This window comes from Mesorhizobium sp. CAU 1732 (genome assembly GCF_039888675.1).
Classification (GTDB): Bacteria; Pseudomonadota; Alphaproteobacteria; order Rhizobiales; family Rhizobiaceae; genus Aerobium.
Genome location: NZ_JBDQQR010000001.1, coordinates 1,170,493 through 1,186,129 on the forward strand (window position 1 = coordinate 1,170,493; position 15,637 = coordinate 1,186,129).

The 15,637-nt window shown below is 63.1% G+C and carries 14 protein-coding genes and 2 pseudogenes; 8 read left to right on the forward strand and 8 right to left on the reverse strand.

The annotated features are described in order from the left end of the window. Nucleotides 1-116 precede the first annotated feature (116 nt). The 6 genes and pseudogenes from AAFN55_RS05750 to AAFN55_RS05775 all read left to right on the forward strand — a co-directional run. Nucleotides 117-1,592 carry an aldehyde dehydrogenase family protein gene (locus AAFN55_RS05750; RefSeq protein WP_347797905.1) on the forward strand — a complete coding sequence of 492 codons (1,476 nt, stop codon included), beginning with the start codon at nucleotides 117-119 and terminating at the stop codon, nucleotides 1,590-1,592. Nucleotides 1,593-1,739: 147 nt separating this feature from the next. Beyond that, complete coding sequence (locus AAFN55_RS05755; protein ID WP_347797906.1) at nucleotides 1,740-2,489, forward strand: SDR family oxidoreductase; 750 nt, start codon at nucleotides 1,740-1,742, stop codon at nucleotides 2,487-2,489. Beyond that, a complete protein-coding gene (locus AAFN55_RS05760; protein ID WP_347797907.1) occupies nucleotides 2,489-2,887 on the forward strand; it encodes a thermonuclease family protein in 399 nt (132 codons plus the stop codon). The genes AAFN55_RS05755 and AAFN55_RS05760 overlap by 1 nt, the downstream gene beginning before the upstream one ends. A gap of 70 nt (nucleotides 2,888-2,957) precedes the next feature. Then, nucleotides 2,958-4,085: a beta-ketoacyl-ACP synthase III gene (locus AAFN55_RS05765; protein WP_347797908.1), complete on the forward strand. Its 1,128-nt coding sequence runs from the start codon at nucleotides 2,958-2,960 to the stop codon at nucleotides 4,083-4,085. Between the two features lie 129 nt (nucleotides 4,086-4,214). Beyond that, nucleotides 4,215-5,291, forward strand: a pseudogene (locus AAFN55_RS05770) (SLC13 family permease); the annotation flags it as partial. A gap of 37 nt (nucleotides 5,292-5,328) precedes the next feature. Further along, nucleotides 5,329-5,778 (forward strand): annotated as a pseudogene (locus AAFN55_RS05775) (SLC13 family permease); the annotation flags it as partial. Between the two features lie 266 nt (nucleotides 5,779-6,044). On the opposite strand, the gene AAFN55_RS05780 reads toward AAFN55_RS05775, so the two are convergent. The 5 genes from AAFN55_RS05780 to aceA form a co-directional block, all read right to left on the reverse strand. Next, nucleotides 6,045-7,340 carry an FAD-binding oxidoreductase gene (locus AAFN55_RS05780; RefSeq protein WP_347797909.1) on the reverse strand — a complete coding sequence of 432 codons (1,296 nt, stop codon included), beginning with the start codon at nucleotides 7,338-7,340 and terminating at the stop codon, nucleotides 6,045-6,047. A 74-nt stretch (nucleotides 7,341-7,414) separates the two neighbouring features. Beyond that, nucleotides 7,415-8,848: a glutamine synthetase family protein gene (locus tag AAFN55_RS05785; RefSeq protein ID WP_347797910.1), complete on the reverse strand. Its 1,434-nt coding sequence runs from the start codon at nucleotides 8,846-8,848 to the stop codon at nucleotides 7,415-7,417. 111 nt (nucleotides 8,849-8,959) lie between these two features. Then, on the reverse strand, nucleotides 8,960-9,397 hold the full coding sequence (locus tag AAFN55_RS05790; RefSeq protein WP_347797911.1) for a response regulator: 438 nt from the start codon (nucleotides 9,395-9,397) through the stop codon (nucleotides 8,960-8,962). Nucleotides 9,398-9,566: 169 nt separating this feature from the next. After that, nucleotides 9,567-9,809: a hypothetical protein gene (locus AAFN55_RS05795; protein WP_347797912.1), complete on the reverse strand. Its 243-nt coding sequence runs from the start codon at nucleotides 9,807-9,809 to the stop codon at nucleotides 9,567-9,569. 40 nt (nucleotides 9,810-9,849) lie between these two features. After that, nucleotides 9,850-11,139: an isocitrate lyase gene (gene aceA / locus AAFN55_RS05800; RefSeq protein ID WP_347797913.1), complete on the reverse strand. Its 1,290-nt coding sequence runs from the start codon at nucleotides 11,137-11,139 to the stop codon at nucleotides 9,850-9,852. A 224-nt stretch (nucleotides 11,140-11,363) separates the two neighbouring features. On the opposite strand from aceA, the gene AAFN55_RS05805 reads away from it, so the two are divergent. Beyond that, nucleotides 11,364-12,806 carry an XRE family transcriptional regulator gene (locus AAFN55_RS05805; protein ID WP_347797914.1) on the forward strand — a complete coding sequence of 481 codons (1,443 nt, stop codon included), beginning with the start codon at nucleotides 11,364-11,366 and terminating at the stop codon, nucleotides 12,804-12,806. A 6-nt stretch (nucleotides 12,807-12,812) separates the two neighbouring features. Here the strand turns inward: AAFN55_RS05805 and AAFN55_RS05810 are convergent, their stop codons facing one another. From AAFN55_RS05810 to AAFN55_RS05820, 3 genes are read right to left on the reverse strand one after another with little or no spacing between them, the layout of a single operon-like run. Continuing rightward, nucleotides 12,813-13,115 (reverse strand): type II toxin-antitoxin system RelE/ParE family toxin, encoded by a 303-nt coding sequence (locus tag AAFN55_RS05810; protein WP_347797915.1) that lies wholly within the window; start codon nucleotides 13,113-13,115, stop codon nucleotides 12,813-12,815. Continuing rightward, nucleotides 13,108-13,305, reverse strand: coding sequence for a hypothetical protein (locus AAFN55_RS05815; RefSeq protein ID WP_347797916.1), 198 nt, complete (start codon nucleotides 13,303-13,305; stop codon nucleotides 13,108-13,110). The genes AAFN55_RS05810 and AAFN55_RS05815 overlap by 8 nt, the downstream gene beginning before the upstream one ends. Before the next feature lie 58 nt (nucleotides 13,306-13,363). Continuing rightward, nucleotides 13,364-14,341, reverse strand: a complete 978-nt coding sequence (locus tag AAFN55_RS05820; RefSeq protein ID WP_347797917.1) for an NADPH:quinone reductase — start codon at nucleotides 14,339-14,341, stop codon at nucleotides 13,364-13,366. A gap of 262 nt (nucleotides 14,342-14,603) precedes the next feature. Between AAFN55_RS05820 and AAFN55_RS05825 the strand changes: the two genes are divergently transcribed. Next, the gene (locus AAFN55_RS05825) at nucleotides 14,604-15,509 is read left to right on the forward strand and encodes a DMT family transporter (RefSeq protein ID WP_347800196.1); all 906 of its coding nucleotides are present in this window, start codon (nucleotides 14,604-14,606) and stop codon (nucleotides 15,507-15,509) included. The last annotated feature ends 128 nt before the right edge of the window (nucleotides 15,510-15,637 follow it).

Below are 15,637 nucleotides of genomic sequence, written 5' to 3' on the forward strand. Positions count from 1 at the left end.
GCGAGCTTGACACAATTTGTCGCGCTGGTTTCGTCACGGTCCTGAATCTGGTCCATCGCGCTCGTGCTTTCAAGCCGATAGGACAGCCAGGGTTGGGAAACGCGGAGAATACCGACATGGGAACGCCCCACTCACGAACCGTCGCCGAGGGCATCGCCTTCATGAACCTGATCGACGGCCAGCCGGCCGACGCGCTCTCTGGCGAACGTATCGACGTCCTGTGTCCCTCGGACGGAAAGGTCTTCGCATCTATCCCGGCGTCTGGGACCGCCGATGTCGATCGCGCGGTGAAGGTCGCCCACAAGGCGTTTGAAGACGGGCCCTGGAGCCGCATGCCGGCCGTGGAGCGCGGCCGGTGCCTCACGCGCCTGTCCCAGCTTGTCGAAAAGCACGGAGACGAGCTTGCGGCGCTGGAGTCACGCGATACCGGCAAGCCCGCGCGTCAGGGCAAGGCCGACGTCACCGCGACCATGCGCTACTATGAATTCTACGGCGGCGCGGGCGACAAGATCCACGGCGACACCATTCCGTTTCTCGACGGCTACACCGCGCTTACTTTGCGCGAGCCGCATGGCGTCGTCGCCGGCATCATTCCGTGGAACTACCCGATGCAGATTCTCGCGCGCGTTGCCGGCGCAGCCCTGGCCATGGGCAACACGCTCGTCGTGAAACCCGCCGAAGACGCCTCGCTCACGACCATCCGCATCGCCCAGCTCGCGCTGGAGGCCGGCATTCCGTCCGGCGTGTTCAACGTGATCACTGGCTACGGCCGCGATGCGGGCGCGGCCCTTTCCGCCCACCCGCTTGTCGACTACGTCACCTTCACCGGTTCGCCGCCGACAGGCACCGCGATCCAGCAGGCGGCGGCCGTCAACAACCGCGGCGTCACGATGGAGCTCGGCGGCAAGTCGCCTCAGATCGTCTTCGCCGACGCGGACCTCGATGCAGCGCTGCCCATCCTCGTCAACGCCATCATCCAGAATGGCGGCCAGACCTGCTCGGCCGGCAGCCGCGTTCTGGTCGAGCGGCCTGTCTATAAGAGGATCGCCGAAGGCCTCGCCGAACGCTTCTCGAAACTGGTCGCCGGACCGCACGATGCCGACCTCGATCTCGGCGCGCTGATCAATGCCAGGCAGCGCGATCGTGTCGCCGGCATGGTCGCGGCAGCCCGCGAAGCCGGCGTGCAGGTTCTCGCCGAAGGCTCTATCGCGCCCGACGCCCCCGCCGGCGGATTCTATCAGGCGCCGGTTCTGTTCGGCTCGGTCGATCCGCTGGCGACGATCGCCCAGGAAGAGGTTTTTGGGCCTGTGCTGACCGTCTTCCCGTTCGACGACGAAGCCGATGCCATCCGGCTGGCCAACGGCACCGATTTCGGCCTCGTCGCGGGGGTCTGGACCAAAGACGGCGCCCGCCAGCACCGCGTCGCGAAAAAGGTCCGCGCCGGACAGGTCTTCGTCAACGGCTACGGCGCCGGCGGCGGGATCGAACTGCCCTTCGGCGGTTTCAAGAAATCCGGCCACGGCCGCGAGAAAGGCTTTGAGGCGCTCTACGACATGAGCGCCACGAAGACGATCGTGTTCAACCACGGATAGTTCGGACGGTCCTCGATCTGCAGTAATGAGGTTAGCCTTTCCTCCCAAGCGGGGAGAAGGGTGCCGGGGGCGTGGAAATGGGAAAGCTTGTCAGCGGCGCGCAAGCCGGTAAAGCTCATGGGCAAACATCAGGAGCACGTTGCGAATATGGATCGTCTGAAAGACAAAGTCGCCATCATCACCGGCGCGGCATCAGGTTTCGGCGAAGGCATGGCGAAGCGTTTTGCGGAGGAAGGCGCGAAGGTGGTCGTCGCCGATTTGAACATCAAGGGCGCGGAGCGCGTGGCTTCCGAGATCGGCGATGTCGCGGTCGCGGTCCAGACCGACGTGTCGCTGAAGAGCGAGATCGACGAGATGGTCGCAACGGCGATTGATGCCTTCGGGCGCGTCGACATCATGATCAACAATGCCGGCTACACGCATCGCAACGGCGATCTCCTGCAGGTCCCAGAGGACGTTTTCGACCTGATCACGTCGGTCAACATGAAGGCGATCTACTATTCGACGCTGGCGGTGGCCCCAATCATGGAAAAGCAGGGCGGCGGGTCGATCATCACCACCGCCTCGACGGCGGGCCTGCGCCCGCGCCCCGGTCTCACCTGGTACAACGCATCCAAAGGTTGGGCGATCACGGCGACGAAGTCGATGGCGGTCGAACTGGCGCCGAAGAACATTCGCGTGAATTGCCTCTGCCCGGTCGCCGGCGAGACAGGCATGCTCGCCCAGTTCATGGGCGAGGACACGCCGGAACTGCGTGCGAAGTTCCGCGCCTCGATCCCGCTGGGGCGGCTCTCGACACCGCTCGACATCGCGAACGCCGCGCTCTGGCTGGCATCCGACGATGCGGCGTTCATCACCGGCGTCGCGCTTGAAGTCGATGGCGGCAGGTGCATCTGATGCGCACCCTCCGCTCTCTCGCCGGCCTCGTCTCGACACTGGCGTTCATCGCGTCTGCGCAGGCGGCCGAGATCAAGGTCCTCGACGGCGACTCGCTCGTCTACGATGGCAAGACCGTCGAGATTTGGGGAACCATCGCCCCGTCGCCCAGCGAGACCTGCACCACGACCAAAAATGAGCGCTGGGACTGCGGCCAGCGCGCCTTCGAAGAGTTGCAGAGCCTCGCCGCCGAACCGGATTTCACCTGCGTCGAGAAGGAAGCCGGTTTCGTGACATGCGAGGTTGGCGGGCTCGATGTTGGCAGCGAGATGGTCAGGCAAGGACTGGTGCGATCGCGGCAGGATTATTCCGGCGTCGAAGCGCGCGCCCGCGAAGCGAAAGTGGGCCTCTGGAAATAGGCTGACGGCTTCCAACCGCCGCACTTCGGTGTAAAGACAGGCGCAACGAGAAAAGCCGACGGGAAACGCCATGCACAGGGTCGCGATCAGCGGAACGGGCATTTTCACGCCCGAAGAGATCATCACCAACGCCGAACTGGTCGCGTCGTACAATGCCTATGCCGAACGCTGGAACGAGGCCAGCAAGGCCGCGATCGAGGCTGGCGATGTGCAGGCGCTCCCGATGTCGAGCGAAGAGTTCATCGTCCGCGCCTCCGGCATCGAGCGCCGACATGTCATGGACAAGAAAGGCGTCCTCGACCCTGCTGTCATGCGTCCCGAACTGCGCGAACGCAGCGACGACGAATTGTCGATCATGGCCGAAATCGCGGTCGCCGCCGCCCGCGATGCGCTTGCAGCCGCCGGCCGCACCGCCGATCAGATCGATGCCGTGATCTGTGCGGCGTCGAACCACGAGCGGGCCTATCCGGCGATCGCCATCGAGGTTCAGCAGGCGTTGGGCATCAAGGGGTTCGCGTTCGACATGAACGTCGCCTGCTCGTCGGCGACCTTCGGCATCCAGGCGGCCGCCGACATGATCCGCTCCGACTCCGCACGCGCGATCCTGATGGTCAATCCCGAGATCACCTCCGGCCATCACGAATGGCGCGACCGCGATTGCCACTTCATCTTCGGCGATGTCTGCACGGCGGTGGTCTTGGAACGCGCCGACGCGGTCGAAGGCGGCAATGCGTGGGAAATCCTCTCGACACGCTGCCTGACGGAATTTTCGAACAACATCCGCAACAATAACGGCTTTCTGCGCCGCACCCGCGAAGGTCACATGGAAGACCGCCGCGACATGCAGTTCATGCAGGAGGGCCGCAAGGTCTTCAAGCAGGTCGTGCCGTGGGTGACCGAACTGATGCTGTCGCATCTCTCCGACGAGAACGTGCAGCCTGACCAGCTTGACCGGCTCTGGCTGCATCAGGCCAACAAGTCGATGAACGACCTGATCGGCGAGAAGGTGCTCGGCCGTGAACCGACGCGCGAGGAACAGCCCAACGTCCTCCAGGAATATGCCAACACCTCGTCTGCGGGCTCGATCATCGCCTTTTCGCAATATTCCGCCGACCTTCCCGCAGACAGCCTCGGCGTCATCTGCTCGTTCGGCGCAGGCTATTCCGTCGGCAGCGTCATCGTGCGCAAGCTCGGTTGACGGCGGCGATCTGCGGGAACGAGTGGGCACCGGTTTCGTTACCGTCACGGCTCTTGTTCTGAGCGCCGAGGGGCATCGGTGACATACGATCAGATTTTCATTTTCGGCCTTCTCGGTGGTGTGCTGGTGATGCTCGTCTGGGGCAGGGTGCGCTACGATCTCGTCGCATTCGGCGCGCTCATCATCGCGGTGGTCGGGGGTGCAATCGGCGCGGAGGAAGCGTTCGAAGGTTTCGGCCACGAGGCGACGATCATCGTGGCGCTCGTTCTCGTCATCTCGCGAGCGATGATCAACGCCGGCGCGGTCGAACTCATCGCGCAATATGTGGTCTCGGCATCGCGCCCGCTCCCCGTCCACATCACCATCATGTCGGTCACGGGCGCTGCATTGTCTGCCGTCATCAACAATGTCGCGGCGATCGTCATCTTGATGTCGCTCGACATGGAGGCCGCCAAAAAGGCTCTGCGCTCGCCTTCGCTCACCCTGATGCCTCTGTCTTACGCGACGATTTTCGGCGGCATGATCACGCTGATCGGCACGCCCTCGAACATTGTCATTGCGCAGTTCCGCCAGGAAGCGCTGGGCGAGCCCTATCGCATGTTCGATTTCGCGCCAGTCGGGTTGGTGTGCGCAGCCGTCGGCATCGCCTTTGTCGCTACGATCGGTTGGCGTCTCATCCCTCAGCGGTCGGAGCGCACGCGCCCGAGTTTGATGGAGAGCGACCTGTTCATGGCCGAGGCGCGCGTTCCCGAAAAGTCGTCTGCGATAGGGAAGACGCCCGCGGACTTCTACGCACTGGGCGACGAGAACGACGTCACCATCCTCGGCCTGATCAGGCGCGGAAAGCGGCTGCCCGGCTTCGCGGCGGCGACGGAACTGAAGAAGGGCGATTTCCTGGTCCTCGAGGGTGACCCCAAGTCCATCGAGGCATTCATTGGCGCCGCCAAGCTGGCGCTCGCGAAACAGGAGATGAAGGAAGGCCTCACCGACAAGTCGGTCTCGCTGATGGAGGTGATCGTTCCGGAAGGGTCGCGTGCGATCGGGCGCAACGTGCACGAGATGCGTCTTCGCTATCGCCGTGGCGTCAGTCTGCTCGGCTTGTCACGAAGGGGCAAGCGTCTGCGTGAACGCGTCGAGCACGCGGCGATCCGACAGGGCGACGTGCTGTTGCTGTTCGGCCCGGTGGACCGTCTGTCAGACGCAGCGGATTGGCTCGGCACGCTGCCGATCGCGGATCGAAGCCATGCGGTCATCCAGCGACGCCAAGGCCGCGCTCACGATCGGCATTTTCGTGGCCGCGATCGCATTGACCGTCGTCGGCTGGGTGCCGCTGTCCATCGCGCTCGCGGCCGTTGTAGCGATCTACGCGGTTCTCAGCATCGTCACGCCAACGGATATCTATGGGTCGGTCGAATGGCCGATCATCGTTCTGTTGGCAGCGCTTATCCCGCTTGGAACGGCTTTCGAGGATGCGGGAGGCACCGAACTGATCACGGAGGCGATCATCGGTCGGACAGGCGGCATGCCCGCGTGGGCGATCCTGGCGATCGTCATGGCGGTGACGATGGTGTTGTCCGACTTTCTGAACTCCATTGCGACGGCGCTCATCGCCGCGCCGATCGGCGTGGGCGTCGCGCAGTCCCTGGGCGTTTCGCCAGATCCGTTCCTGATGGGTGTGGCGGTTGCCGCAACATGCGGTCTGCTGACGCCGATCGGCCACAAGAACAACGCCATCATCATGGGCCGGGCGGATATCGGTTCAGCGACTACTGGCGTCTGGGGTTGCCGCTGGAACTGCTCATCATCGCCGTCGGCGTGCCGACGATCCTGTTTTTCTGGCCGCTCTGAACGCTGCGGTTCATCCGCCTTTCGAGCAGATGCGGCGGAAGACCGGCGGGAAGAGTTCGGCGATCAGCGTCACGTCGGGTGAGGTGAGACGCGGCTCGAGAACCAATCGCGTCAGATCCTGTCCCGCAGCGCATACCAGCTCAGCGCGAGGAACAGCAGCGGCGACCGGAAGCGACGCCCGCCGGGGAAGGGCGGTATCTTCAAATCCTCGAACAGCTTCAGCCTGTCGCGATTGCCGGCCACTGTTTCGGCATAGAGCTTGCCGACGAAATTCGAGAGCATCACGCCATGGCCGGAATAGCCGCCGGCCGAGATGACGTTCGGCATCACCTCCCGCACGAACGGCTTGCGCGGCATGGTGATGCCGACGAACCCGCCCCAGGAATGGGTGATCTCGACATCCCTAAGGGCCGGATAGACCTCGGCGATCTGCCGCCGGATGTGGGTTGAGATGTCGGCGGGGTCGTCGACCGTGTAGATTTCGCGCCCGCCGAACAGCAGCCGTCCGTCCTTCGATTTGCGGAAATAGCGCACGACGAAGCGGGAATCGTCCACGGACTCGCCACCCGGGATCACCGGACTGTCGGAACCAAGCGGCACGGTCGCGCCGATGAACGAGCCGATCGGCATGACATGCGCCGCACTCTCCGGCTCGAGGTCGCCGCCATAGGCGTTGACGGCGATCAGCGCCTTGTCGGCGGTGATGGTCCCGCGCGGTGTCGTGACCCGGACCTTGCCGCCTTGCGAAATGATGCCGGTCGAGCGCGTCTTTTCATAGAGCTTGGCGCCCGCCGCCGCCGCGACGCGGGCAGTGCCGATCACCAGCTTTAAGGGGTGGATATGGCCTGTCCCGACATCGCGCGTTCCGCCGTAGTAGCGTCGCGAGCCGACGCGCTGTGCGGTCTCCTCCGCATCCATGAAGGTCATGTGCGGATAGCCGGCCTTCTCCTGCATGTAGTCGGCATATTTGCGGTAGTCGTCGACATAGCGTTTCTTGTGCGCCACCGAGAGTTGCCCCGGCATGAAATCGATCTCGATGCCATTGGTCTCGCTGAACTCCAGGAGATGCGCCTTGGCCTCTTCCGCGAGGTCGAACAGCGCTTTCGCGCGGGTCCAGCCAAGCTCTGCCTCCAATTCGTCGAGCGAACCGCGCTGCCCCGTTCCCAATTGTCCGCCATTGCGCCCGGACGCGCCGTCACCGAAGCGCTCCGCCTCGATGAGCACAACATTCGTACCCGCCTTGGCGAGATGGGTTGCTGCCGACAGACCGGTGAACCCCCCGCCGATGATCACGACATCCGCCGACACGTCGCCATCGAGCACCGGATATTCCGGCCGCTCGCCGACAGTCGCCTCGTACCACGAATAGCCGGGCGAGATGGGGGAGGTGTAGGTGGCTGCGGTCATGGGTGCTCGGATCGGGGGAGGAGAGTAGGGACAGTTTTTGGAGAGCAGCGGTTGGTGCACCGCTGCCCCACCATTCACACATTCAGCAGCAAAAACTCCCGCTCCCAGGGACTGATCACTTCCATGAAGGTCTCGAACTCCGCTTTCTTGATCGCAGCATAGGTCGAGACGAAGGACGATCCCAGGATTTCGCGCAATGCCTGATCGTTCTCGAAGAGGTCCACCGCCTCGAGCAGGCCGCGGGGCAGTTCGATCTCGTCCTCGTTGACCGTGGTGCCGGCCGGTGCGTCGGGCTCAATCTGGTTGAGCATCCCGATCAGCCCGCAGGCAAGCGAGGCTGCCAGCGCGAGATAGGGATTGGCGTCGGATGACGGGATCCGGTTTTCCACGCGGCGCCCCGCGGGGTCGGATCGCGGTACGCGGAAAGCGGTGGTGCGGTTGTCATAGCCCCATTTCGCATTGACGGGGGCGGATGCCGCCTGCGTCAGGCGGCGATAGGAATTCACGTAGGGCGCGAGCATCACGAGTGCATTCGGGATGTGCCGCTGCATGCCGCCGATGAAGTGACGGAAATCGCCGGTCTCCGAGCCGTCCGCGCCGGAGAACACGTTCTTGCCCGTCTTCTTGTCGACGATCGACTGGTGGATGTGCATGGCGGAGCCCGGCTGACCCTGGATCGGTTTCGCCATGAAGGTCGCGTAGGTCTCGTGCTTCAACGCGGCCTCGCGAATGGTGCGCTTGAACAGGAACACCTGGTCGGCCAGTTCCACCGGGTCGCCGTGCCGCAGGTTGATTTCGAGCTGGCCGGCACCCTCTTCGTGGATGAGCGTGTCGATCTCCAGGCCCTGGCCTTCCGAGAAATGGTAGATGTCGTCGATCAGTTCGTCGAACTCATTGACGCCGGCGATCGAATAGCCTTGCCCGCCGCCGATCGGACGTCCCGAGCGACCGACAGGTGGTGTGAGCGGATAGTCCGGATCGGGATTCTTGCGAACCAGATAGAACTCGATTTCGGGGGCGACCACCGGCTTGAGTCCGCGTTCCGCATAGGCTGCCACCACCCGGCGCAGCACGTTGCGCGGAGTGAACTCCACCAGCCGCCCATCCTGATGGACGAGGTCGCAGATGACCTGCGCGGTCGGGTCGCTTTCCCACGGCACGACCGAAATGGTCGAGAGGTCGGGGACCAGCTTCAGGTCGCCGTCATCCTCCGGGTAGGAAAAGCCGTTGCCGTCCTCGGGGTAGCCGCCGGTGATCGTCGTCATGAACACCGCCGACGGTAACGCCAGCGAGGTGTTCGAGGTGAACTTCTTCGACGGCATCATCTTGCCGCGCGCGACGCCCGCCTGATCAGGCGTGATGCACTCGATGTCCTCGATCCCGCGCCAGTCGAGCCAGCCCGCCGCCTCCTTCCAGTTCTTCACGCCGCGCTGGCTTTTGACGAACTCGGGTATGCGTACGCGACCTCCACTGCCGGAGGGTCGGGCGTCCTTCTTTGCAGGCGGCATCAATCACCAGGGGAATGTTTCAGATGCGCCAGTATAGCCGGGCTGCGGTAACGAAGAAAAGGGGGCGGTTCCGTCGACTGCACTGGCGAAGCCGTCGCGCGACAGGCGCGATCAGTCGCGCACCCTGTCCATCATGCTCTGGATGAGGGGCTGCAGGCTTTCCGGCGTGATCGGCTTGACGACGATCGCATCGATGATACCGCCCTTCTTGACGGCGCCTGTCTGTGCGGTGGCGCTGGAAACCACGATCACGAAGGGTGCCGGCCGGCCGGCTGCCAGCCTTTGCGCCGCCAGACATTCCATCAGCTCCGCAAAATCCCGTTCATCGGGGCCTATCTCGACGATGACGGTGCCCGGCAGATTTGCCGTAAGCGCCGCGCAGGCGCGCTCTGGCGTTTCGTCGATCACCTTGAGCCCGGCCCGCTGGGCGATGCGTGAGACGACGATGCGATTGATCTGGGACGCGCCGACCACGAGAGCGAGTTCGAAATTCGCGTCAGACCTACGACCGCGCGCGTCTTCTGAGGCGTCGTATCTCGGATACGGCATGAAGTTACCGATCGACCGGAGTGCGTGGGGCTGATGTCAATATGACAACTCTTTGTTCTCGACTTCCGGAATCGAGTCAAGCAGATGAAGTAAGTAAGCCGCCACATATAGTTGAAGAAGGGGCCGCGCTTGGTACGCGGCCCCTTCTTCGCAGAACGATACTGGCCGATCAGGCTCCGGTAGGAATATTGGTGACGATCACCGGGATCATCAGATCGCCCCAGTTTCCCTCGTTGTGATGGCGAGCCGATCGTACCAACTCGACCGACACTCCGGCTTCGACAGCCTTCATGACAGACTGGTTCAGCCTGTGCAGGTCGTTGGCCACCATGCGGATGATGGCCTGTTGGTCGGTATTCATGGTCGAGGACTGTTCCTCGGCCCGTTCCTTGACGCGGGTTCTGGGAGCCATTTGTCTTCTCCTTGGATGTGCCCTTGGGCCGTTGATCGGATCACTCCGCCGCAGGGCGGAACTGGTCGTGTTCTGTCGATTCCTTCATTGCGGTCGTCGATGACTGGCCGCCCGTGATCGCCATGGAGACGGCGTCGAAATAGCCGGTGCCGACTTCGCGCTGGTGCTTGGTCGCTGTGTAGCCGTTAACCTCGGAAGCGAACTCCGCTTCCTGAAGCTCCGAATAGGCGGCCATCTGGCGATCCTTGTAGCCGCGCGCCAACTCGAACATGCCGTGGTTCAACTGATGGAAGCCGGCCAGCGTGATGAATTGGAACTTGTAGCCCATCGCGCCGAGTTCACGCTGGAACTTGGCGATGGTCGCGTCGTCCAGATGCTTCTTCCAGTTGAAGGACGGCGAGCAGTTGTAGGCAAGCAGCTTGCCCGGATGCGCCTTGTGCACGCCTTCCGCGAATTTGCGCGCCTGCTCGAGGTCCGGCTTCGACGTCTCGCACCAGATCAGGTCGCAATGCGGCGCATAGGCGATGGCGCGCGCGATGCAGGGCTCGATGCCGTTCTTGACGTTGTAGAAGCCTTCGACCGTGCGACCCGCATCGTAATCGACGAAGGGCTGGTCGCGCTCGTCGATATCCGATGTGATCAGCTTTGCGGCTTCCGCGTCGGTGCGGGCGATCACCAGTGTCGGCGTGCCCATGACGTCGGCTGCAAGCCGTGCGGCGTTGAGGTTGCGGATATGCGCTGCGGTCGGGATCAGAACCTTGCCGCCGAGATGGCCGCACTTCTTCTCCGATGCGAGCTGGTCTTCGTAGTGAACGCCGGCCGCGCCCGCCTCGATGAAAGCCTTCATGATTTCGAAGGCGTTCAGAGGACCGCCAAAGCCGGCTTCCGCGTCAGCCACGATCGGCGCGAACCAGGTGTCCACCGACAGGCCCTTGCCTTCCGAGGTCTCGATCTGGTCGGCGCGCTGCAGCGTTTTGTTGATGCGCTTGGCCAGTTCCGGAGCCGCATTGGCGGGGTAAAGCGACTGGTCGGGATACATCGATGACGCCGTGTTGGCGTCGGCCGCGACCTGCCAACCCGAGAGGTAGATCGCCTTCAACCCGGCGCGGACCATCTGCATGGCCTGATTGCCGGAGAGCGCGCCGAGCGCGTTGACGAAATCTTCCTCGTGAATGAGCTTCCAGAGACGGTTCGCGCCCATCTCGGCCAGCGAATGCCGGATTTGGACGGAGCCACGCAGCCGCTTTACGTCCTCGGCAGAATAGGGGCGATCGACGCCGTCGAAGCGACCTTCGGGAGCAGATGGAACGAGGTTGTAAAAGTCAGTCATTGCCGTCTCCGTAGCGTGTATCATGTTTGTCCGTCCGGGCATTGCCGGTGTTTTTCTATGTGACGGATTTACATTGCATTGCCGAAGAGAACGAGGAAATTGCTGAAAAGGCTCCAATAAATCGGGTGAAGCTGTCTTGCTTTTCACAGATTGTGATTGTAAATTTGTCAAAATTGTCAAAGCGCATCAGATGCCTTTGTTTGTAAAGTGTGTAAAGGCGGTCAATGGCTGACCAGAAAATATTCGCCGGTCCGCGCATTCGGCGCATTCGCAACGCCAAGGGCTTGACCCAGACGGCGATGGCCGAGGGGCTGGGCATTTCGCCTTCATACCTCAACCTCATCGAGCGCAATCAGCGCCCGCTGACGGTCCAGCTCATTCTCAAGCTCGCTTCGGTCTACAAGATCGAACCGGAGGAGTTGCAGGCAGAAGCGGGCGGTTCGATCGCCGCTTTGCGCGAGGTGTTCGCCGATCCGCTGCTGTCCGGTGAGTTGCCAGGAGATCAGGAACTTCTCGAGATCGCCGAAGGCGCCCCAAACGCCACGGCTGCGGTCGTCAAACTGTTCCGGGCCTACAAGGAGCAGGCCGTGCGCCTCTCCGACCTCTCCGAATTGCTGGCACGCGAAGGACACGCGACGTCGCTGTCGTCGGCACGCCTGCCGATCGACGAGGTTCGCGAGACCTTCGAGCGCAGGCCGAACCATTTCGCACGCCTTGAGGAGGAGACCGAGGCTTTCGCCCAGGTGCTTCAGCCCGGCGATGACCTTCTCGGCGCGCTGAAGGACTGGCTCCGGCGCGATTACGGGATCGTCGTGAAGGTCCTTCCGGTCGCGACGATGCCGAACTGGCGCAGGCGCTACGATCGCCACTCGCAGCGTCTGTTCATATCGGAGCGCCTTTCGCCATTCGACCAGTTGCGCGAAGTGGCGATGGAGGCGTGCCTGATCCGCTGCCAGGTGGCGGTCGCAGCCGAAATTCAGGCGCTCAAACTGTCGTCAGACGAGGCGCGGCGGCTTGCCCGCTTCGAGCTCGGACGCTACGCGGCCCACGCGCTGATGATGCCCTATCAGGCCTTCCAGACGGCGGCGATCCGCGCGCGCTACGACATCGACGTTCTGCGCTCGCGTTTCGGCGTGTCGTTCGAGCAGGCGGCAAACCGGTTGACCATGCTCCAGCGCTCGGGGTCAGCCGGCGTGCCGTTCTTCATGATGGAAATTGACAATGCCGGCCACCGGTTTCGCCGCGCCGGCGCGCAAGGGTTTCCGCAGGCGCGGTTCGGGGGAGGGTGCCCCAAACTGCCGGTTCACGCGGCGTTCGCCAATCCGGGCCAGATCCTTGTCGAGGCCGTTGAGATGCCCGACGGCGCTGAGTTCCTGACCTTGGCGCGCACATTGGAAGGGCCGCAAGGGGCTTTTTCCGAGCGTCCGCGCCGCACCGCAATCCTGCTTGGCTGCGACATCGGCTTCATGGACGAAATCGTCTATGCCGCGGCGCTGCCGGCGGGTGGGGCAGGCGGCAAGGCCGCTCGCGTGCCGTCGACCCCGATCGGGCCTGCCTGCCGCCTGTGCGAACGCGTCGGCTGTCTCGCCCGCGCCGAACCGCCCATCACGAGGCCGCTCGGCCTGGACGAAATGGTGACCGGCCTGAGCGCATTCGATTTTCAGTGAGATGATTTAGTCACGCGGTAGGCCGCTCAAGATTGCCGCGACATCACGGCGACCGTCAATGACGGCAATGATCTCTACCGTGTCCGATCCTGCATCAGGGCGATAGAATACGACATGATTGCGATAGACGATCAGCCGGTATCGTGAATCGTAACGACGACCTTGTTCAGGAAGCGCGCTCAGTCCGCTGCAGGCATCCCGTATTCCTTCTGCATAGCTGACAGCCGCGCTCGGATTCCGTGCCTTGATGTAATTCGCAATGTCTCGGAGTTGTTGCTTCGCGTCGTCTCGCCAGACGATTTTAGGCACGCAAACCCTTCAGCAACTCGTCCATGAATTCCTCATGCGGCGTTTCACCGCCATGTGCTTCCGACTCCGCCAGCACGGCATCGATCCGCTTGCGTGCTGCCAGCCGCAGCAATTCGCGCCCTAGCTCTTCCTGCTCGGCATCCGGCAGCGCTTCGACTTCCTTGATGGCGTCGATCAGTGTCTGGTTCATGGGACCGAACTCCTTTGGCCGGAAAGATAGCATTCGCATCGCAAAATGCGAATTCATCTCACGCCGTCCGCAACACCACGTTGCCCATGACCTTTCCACCCTCGACCGCCTCGTGCGCCGTCGCGATATCGTCGAGCGCATATGTCGCGCCGATCGCGTGCTTCAGCGAACCGGCTTCGAGCAGCCGTGTAAGTTCGGCAACGGCCGCCTGTCGCTCGGCCTGCTGCAGCTCGTAGACCACGAAGACCTGGAGCGTCAGGCTTCCCCACAACATGGCCGGGAAGGACAGCGGGATGTCACCTGCGACGTTCGATCCGTAGCAGACCATCTTGCCGTGCTGCGCCAACACGCCCTTGGCGAGAAGCGGGAGCGTGCTCGACATGTCCATGTCGATAATGCCGTCCACGCCTTTGCCTCCGGTCAGCGTCTTGACGCGTTCTGCGACGTCTTCGTGGCGGTAGTCGATGAGCTCGTCCACGCCGCCGTTCCGCGCCAGGCGCTGGCGTTCGGGTGACGACGTGCCGATGACGCGGGCGCCCGCGAGCTTGGCGATCTGGACGGCGTAGTGACCGACAGCGGCGGCCGCACCGGTCACGAAGATTGTTTTGCCCTTCAGATCACCATGCAGCGTTACAGCGTGAAGCGCCGTCAGCGCCGGTATGCCCATGCACGCGCCCGTCGCGAAGTCTATCGCATCAGGTAGTGTTACCGCCTGCTGTTCCGGTACCGCGATGTACTCCGCAGCCGTTCCGAAGGGCCGCTTCCACTGGCCGTTCCAGATCCAGACGCGCTCGCCGATGCGGGCCTTGTCGATGCCATCGCCGACAGCCTCGACGACGCCTGCGCCATCCGAGTGCGGAACGATGCGCGGCGCGATCAGCGGACGGCCCTTTCGGCTCTTCACATCCGATGGATTGACACCTGACGCGTGAAGCCTGACGAGAACCTCGCCCGGCCGGGGCGTCGGCGTATCGATCTCGCCGACGGTCAGGACCTCGCGCGCCTCGCCGTTCTTCTCGTACCACGCAGCTTTCATCGTTGGCTCCTCCTCGCCATGGCGTTCTCGCGCCTGCGGCTCATATGCCGTCCTATCCGCGTAAGCTGCAAGAGGATGACGACCGCGGACAGCCTTGTCGGTGACACAAATGTATGAGGCTGCTGGATCACGCCATCGACAGCCAATCGCGTTACGCAAATCGGTGTGCATCGCCGATGCGCGAACCAACCGGAAGCGCCCTGCGATGGCCGATGCCGTGCCGAATTCCAGACCATCGACTGCGGCGCAGCCCGCTTCAGGCATGGGCGACGAGCGCCTTGGCTTCCTGCTCGTCTTCCTGTCGGCACTCTGCTGGAGTTTCGGCGGCGCGATCGCACGCTTCATCGAGGTCGATGATTCCTGGACTGTCGTCTTCTGGCGATCGTTCTGGGCTGCGGCATTCCTGTTCGGCTACATGATCTGGCGGGACGGGCTTGCCGGCACGGTCAGGCTGTTCCGCGACATGGAACTTCCGGGCGTGGCCGTCGGCTGTTGCTTCGCGATCGCCTCGACATCCTTCGTCGTCGCGCTGGGCTATACGACCGTCGCCAACATCCTGCTGATGCAGGCTGGCGTTCCGCTGATCGCCGCGCTCATTGCCTTCGTGCTGTTTCGCGAACGTGTCTCCACGCCGACCTGGATCGCGATCGGCGCCGTGATCGCTGGCGTCGCGATCATGGTATCGGATTCGCTGAATGGAAACGTCTCCCCTGTCGGCGACGGGCTGGCGATCACCATTGCGGTCGTGTTTGCATGCGCCACGGTGATCACACGCCGCTTCTCGCATGTGCGGATGACCCCGGCGACGTGCCTCGGAACGGTGATTGCCGGCAGCTTCGCGGCAACCCAGGCCTCCGCGTTCTCGGTCTCGGTGTCGGATATGGGTTTCCTGTTCGCGTTCGGGGCGCTCAACCTCGGCCTGGGGCTGGCGTTCTTCGCCACCGGTGCCCGCATGATCGCGGCGGCTTATGCCGCGCTGTTGGGAACGTTCGAGACGCTGCTCGGTCCGGTATGGGTATGGCTCGTGCATGACGAGATACCCTCGGGACGGACGATCCTCGGCGGTTCGATTGTCTTCGCCGCGTTGATGGTCCACATCGGTCTCGAGTTCCGCCGGCTTGCCCGTCCGCAAAAGCCCGGAACGACCGGAATGCCGTCTCCCCATTGACAAGCGTGAACCGCCGAAGGCAGGCTGTAGTATCCGCAACAGATATACAGGTTTATCTTGAGATCTACGTCAACGGGCATACTCGAGCCCGCTAGCAAGCTGTTACCAGACGTCACGACGACCATAAT

Excerpts from the sequence above, each read along its gene's own strand:
- AAFN55_RS05750 (WP_347797905.1), top strand. The coding sequence starts at position 117 with ATGGGAACGCCCCACTCACGAACCGTCGCCGAGGGCATCGCCTTCATG.
- AAFN55_RS05755 (WP_347797906.1), top strand. The coding sequence starts at position 1,740 with ATGGATCGTCTGAAAGACAAAGTCGCCATCATCACCGGCGCGGCATCA.
- AAFN55_RS05760 (WP_347797907.1), top strand. The coding sequence starts at position 2,489 with ATGCGCACCCTCCGCTCTCTCGCCGGCCTCGTCTCGACACTGGCGTTC.
- AAFN55_RS05765 (WP_347797908.1), top strand. The coding sequence starts at position 2,958 with ATGCACAGGGTCGCGATCAGCGGAACGGGCATTTTCACGCCCGAAGAG.
- AAFN55_RS05780 (WP_347797909.1), bottom strand. The coding sequence starts at position 7,340 with ATGACCGCAGCCACCTACACCTCCCCCATCTCGCCCGGCTATTCGTGG.
- AAFN55_RS05785 (WP_347797910.1), bottom strand. The coding sequence starts at position 8,848 with ATGCCGCCTGCAAAGAAGGACGCCCGACCCTCCGGCAGTGGAGGTCGC.
- AAFN55_RS05790 (WP_347797911.1), bottom strand. The coding sequence starts at position 9,397 with ATGCCGTATCCGAGATACGACGCCTCAGAAGACGCGCGCGGTCGTAGG.
- AAFN55_RS05795 (WP_347797912.1), bottom strand. The coding sequence starts at position 9,809 with ATGGCTCCCAGAACCCGCGTCAAGGAACGGGCCGAGGAACAGTCCTCG.
- aceA (WP_347797913.1), bottom strand. The coding sequence starts at position 11,139 with ATGACTGACTTTTACAACCTCGTTCCATCTGCTCCCGAAGGTCGCTTC.
- AAFN55_RS05805 (WP_347797914.1), top strand. The coding sequence starts at position 11,364 with ATGGCTGACCAGAAAATATTCGCCGGTCCGCGCATTCGGCGCATTCGC.
- AAFN55_RS05815 (WP_347797916.1), bottom strand. The coding sequence starts at position 13,305 with ATGAACCAGACACTGATCGACGCCATCAAGGAAGTCGAAGCGCTGCCG.
- AAFN55_RS05820 (WP_347797917.1), bottom strand. The coding sequence starts at position 14,341 with ATGAAAGCTGCGTGGTACGAGAAGAACGGCGAGGCGCGCGAGGTCCTG.
- AAFN55_RS05825 (WP_347800196.1), top strand. The coding sequence starts at position 14,604 with ATGGGCGACGAGCGCCTTGGCTTCCTGCTCGTCTTCCTGTCGGCACTC.